This is a genomic window from Acidovorax delafieldii 2AN (genome assembly GCF_000175235.1).
Taxonomy (GTDB): domain Bacteria; phylum Pseudomonadota; class Gammaproteobacteria; order Burkholderiales; family Burkholderiaceae_C; genus Acidovorax; species Acidovorax delafieldii_B.
Genome location: NZ_ACQT01000334.1, coordinates 1 through 3,189, shown reverse-complemented (window position 1 = coordinate 3,189; position 3,189 = coordinate 1). Strand labels below are relative to the sequence as shown.

Here is a 3,189-nt window from a genome sequence, read left to right as displayed (position 1 = left end):
AGCGCGGCGCCTGCACGGTGGCGCCCCCCTGCACCAGCACGATGCGCGAGCGCGACGCGCTGGTGGACGCCGGAATCATGCCCGCCAGGCCGCAGAGCGCGCCCAGCAAGCTCTCGCGGCGCAGTGCCTGGTTGGCGTTGCAGCGCAGGCCGTGGTCCAGCTCCAGCTCTTGGTTGAACACCACGATCTCGAGGCTGTTGACCAGCGCCATCAGCAGCGCCAGCACCACCAGCGCGTTGCCATGCCGCCGCGCAATCTCCATCCACGGCACTCCCGTCCAGTCGGGCCACAGCGGCCCGGCAAAGGGACCTGGCGCCGCAGCGGGCACGAAAACATCACCCAGGCCCCCGCCCCAGAAACCGGCCACGGCCACCCCCAGCGAGACCAGGGCGACGGAGGTCAGCAACCCCGGCACACGCGGCCAGCGCCAGCGCACCAGCAGGGCCATGGCCGCCACCGACAAGGCGGCAAGCGCATGCCAGGCCACCGCGGTGCTCCAGTGCGGGCCGGCGCCAAAGCCGTTGCGCACCTGCCCCAGCACCATCGACAGCCCCACCCCCGCAGCAAACCCGTGCGTGACCGAAATGGGCAGAAACCGCGCCACCGACGCCAGCCGAAGCACCCCCAGCAACCACTGGAACATAAAAGCCACAGCAACCGTGGCACCGCTCACGGCAAGCACCTGGCGCGGGCCCAAGCCCAAATCCGGCGCCGCGCCCCAGGCGATCGACAACACGGCGGCAAGCAGCAATGCCACCACGGTAGTGGGTGCATACACCACGGCCCGGCGCGGCATGAGCAGGGTCAGCAGCAGCCCCGGCAACGCTGCAGACCACAGCGCCAGGGCCGCCAGCGAATGCGTTTGCGCCAGCGGCGCAAAGGCCAGAAGCCCCAAGCCCAGCGCGTGCGGCACGGTGACGGCCGCGGCCGACCACGCGGCGGCCGACGCTGACGAAGGCGCATCCGCCGAAGACGACGCAGGCGCCGAGCCGTCGGTATTAACAATCAAGGACGCCGGTGCAAGGCCGTGCGAGGCCTGCGGCCTGCCCTGCCCGGCTGACCCGGCCGGAGAAGCCCCGTCCTTTTCAGGCGGCATGGCAGCGCACACGCGGGACGCCACACACGGCGCGACCGTTCGGAACCGTGGGGACAAGGGCGGGGAGCCGCGCTGCCGAGGAGGCCCGCCGCGCCGTGGCGGAGTTCACGCCGAGCGCCATGGGCTCACAGGCTGCGGCTTGCAAACGTGTCGCAGGCTTTCACGCTGCCGTTTTGCAGGCCGTTGTGGAACCAGCGTTGGCGCTGCGCGCTGCTGCCGTGCGTGAAGCTCTCGGGCACCACGGCGCCACCGCCTGCGCGTTGCAGAGCGTCGTCGCCGATCTTGGCGGCCGCGTTCATGGCCTCTTCGACGTCGCCCTGCTCGAGAATCTGCCGCGCGTTCTGGGCATGGTGCGCCCACACGCCCGCAAAACAGTCGGCCTGCAGCTCCAGGCGCACCGACAACGCGTTGTATTCGGCCTGGCTCACGCGGCCGCGCATCTGTTCCACCTTGGCGCTGATGCCCAACTGGTTCTGCACATGGTGGCCCACTTCGTGCGCGATCACGTAGGCCTGGGCGAAGTCGCCCGGTGCGCCCAGGCGGTTCTTCAGGGTTTCGTAAAACCCGAGGTCGATGTAGACCTTCTGGTCCGCCGGGCAATAAAACGGCCCCATGGCGGCCTGGCCCGTGCCGCACGCCGTGGGCGTGGCGCCACGGAAAAGCACCAGGCGCGGCTCGCGGTAAGCCCCACCGCCCTGGCGAAAAACACCTTGCCACACGTCTTCCGTATCGGCCAGCACGGTGGAAACGAAGCGGGCCATCGTGTCATCGGCCGGCGGGCGGTGCGCCGGGCCTTGCGACTGCACCTGCGCAGGGGGTGCTCCGCCGCTGAGCAGGCTCAAAATGGTGAGCGGGTTGATGCCGAGGGCCCAGCCGCCCAGCAGCGCAATCACGATGGTGCCAATGCCAATGCTGCGCCCCCCGAACACGGGCATCCCGCCACCACCACCATCGTCGCGGCGGTCTTCCACGTTGTCCGATTCGCGGTTACCTTCCCATCTCATGCTGCTCTCCATGCCTCCCATTTCGCGAGAGGATTACCCGCAATGGTACGCGCCGCGTTGCGCTGCCGCAGCCGCGTGCGGGTGGGCACCCATGTCAACCCAGACCGACGGACTGAAAACCAAGGGAGCAGCGGCGGCACGAGGCCAGCGCAGACTCGCCCCCCTGTCAACCTCTGCCGCCATACCCCGCGGCGAAAAAGGGAGAAGGCCTCCCCGTGGCCCATGGTTCACGCCAGCATGTCAACTTCGTGGCGCCGTGGCGCAGGGGGCACCACCCTGTGTCACTGCTGTGCACCGCGCCCCGCCCCAGACGTTATGAGCACCTGTCCCGCCCCTGCCGCCTGATGAATCCTCTGACCCTTTCCGGCCACAGCCTGCGCACCCAGATCGCCTGGGTGTTCGGAACGCTGGTGGCCACCTTGGCCATCCTGTTGTCGGTGGGCTTCGGCGACATGCTCAAGCGGCGCATCGAGCAGGACGCGGGCAGCGCGCTGCAGGTCGTGGCCGACAACGCCAGCACCCTGCTGGCCAATGGTCTCTACGAGCGCAGCCGTGAAGTGCAGGTGATGGCCGCCTCGTCGGCCGTGTGGGCGCAGGGGCTTGATTCGATCGAGGTCATCCACCTGCTGGCGCGCTCGCAGGCCATGCAGCCCAACCATGTCTGGATCGGGGTGGCCGACGCGGAAGGCGTGGTGCGTGCCGCCACGGGCAACCTGCTGGTGGGTCAAAGCGTGGAGGACCACGCCTGGTTCCAGGCGGGCAGGCAGGACGTGTACGTGGGCGATGTGCGCCCTGCCCGGCTGCTGCGCGGGCTGCTGCCGCCCACCCCCACGGGAGAGCCGCACCGCTTCGTTGACTTTTCGGCGCCGATACGCCTCGGCCCCACCACGGTGGGCGTGCTGGGCATTTATGGCAACTGGAACTGGGCACGTGAAGTGGTGCAAAACCTCGTGCCCACCGACGGCCCCGCGCGCGAACTCGAAGTGTTCATCTTCGACAAGGCGGGCGCGCCCCTGCACGCCCCGGGCGGGCAGGCCGCGCTGCAACGCGGCTTGCGCATGCCGCGGGGTCTGGTCGTCACCCGCGCCG

2 protein-coding genes and 1 pseudogene are annotated in these 3,189 nt (G+C 69.5%); 1 reads left to right on the top strand and 2 read right to left on the bottom strand.

Going from position 1 to position 3,189, the window contains the following annotated elements:
* Both ACDELDRAFT_RS20575 and ypfJ read right to left on the bottom strand, forming a co-directional pair.
* Window positions 1–1,009 (bottom strand): SulP family inorganic anion transporter (locus ACDELDRAFT_RS20575; protein ID WP_040330177.1); only part of this gene is annotated, 1,009 nt, incomplete at its 3' end.
* Window positions 1,010–1,221: 212 nt separating this feature from the next.
* On the bottom strand, window positions 1,222–2,100 hold the full coding sequence (ypfJ, locus tag ACDELDRAFT_RS20570) for a KPN_02809 family neutral zinc metallopeptidase (RefSeq protein ID WP_005800011.1): 879 nt from the start codon (window positions 2,098–2,100) through the stop codon (window positions 1,222–1,224).
* Between the two features lie 344 nt (window positions 2,101–2,444).
* Here ypfJ and ACDELDRAFT_RS20565 point away from each other — a divergent pair.
* A pseudogene (locus tag ACDELDRAFT_RS20565) lies at window positions 2,445–3,189 on the top strand (GGDEF domain-containing protein); the annotation flags it as partial.

Excerpts from the sequence above, each read along its gene's own strand:
- ypfJ (WP_005800011.1), bottom strand. The coding sequence starts at position 2,100 with ATGAGATGGGAAGGTAACCGCGAATCGGACAACGTGGAAGACCGCCGC.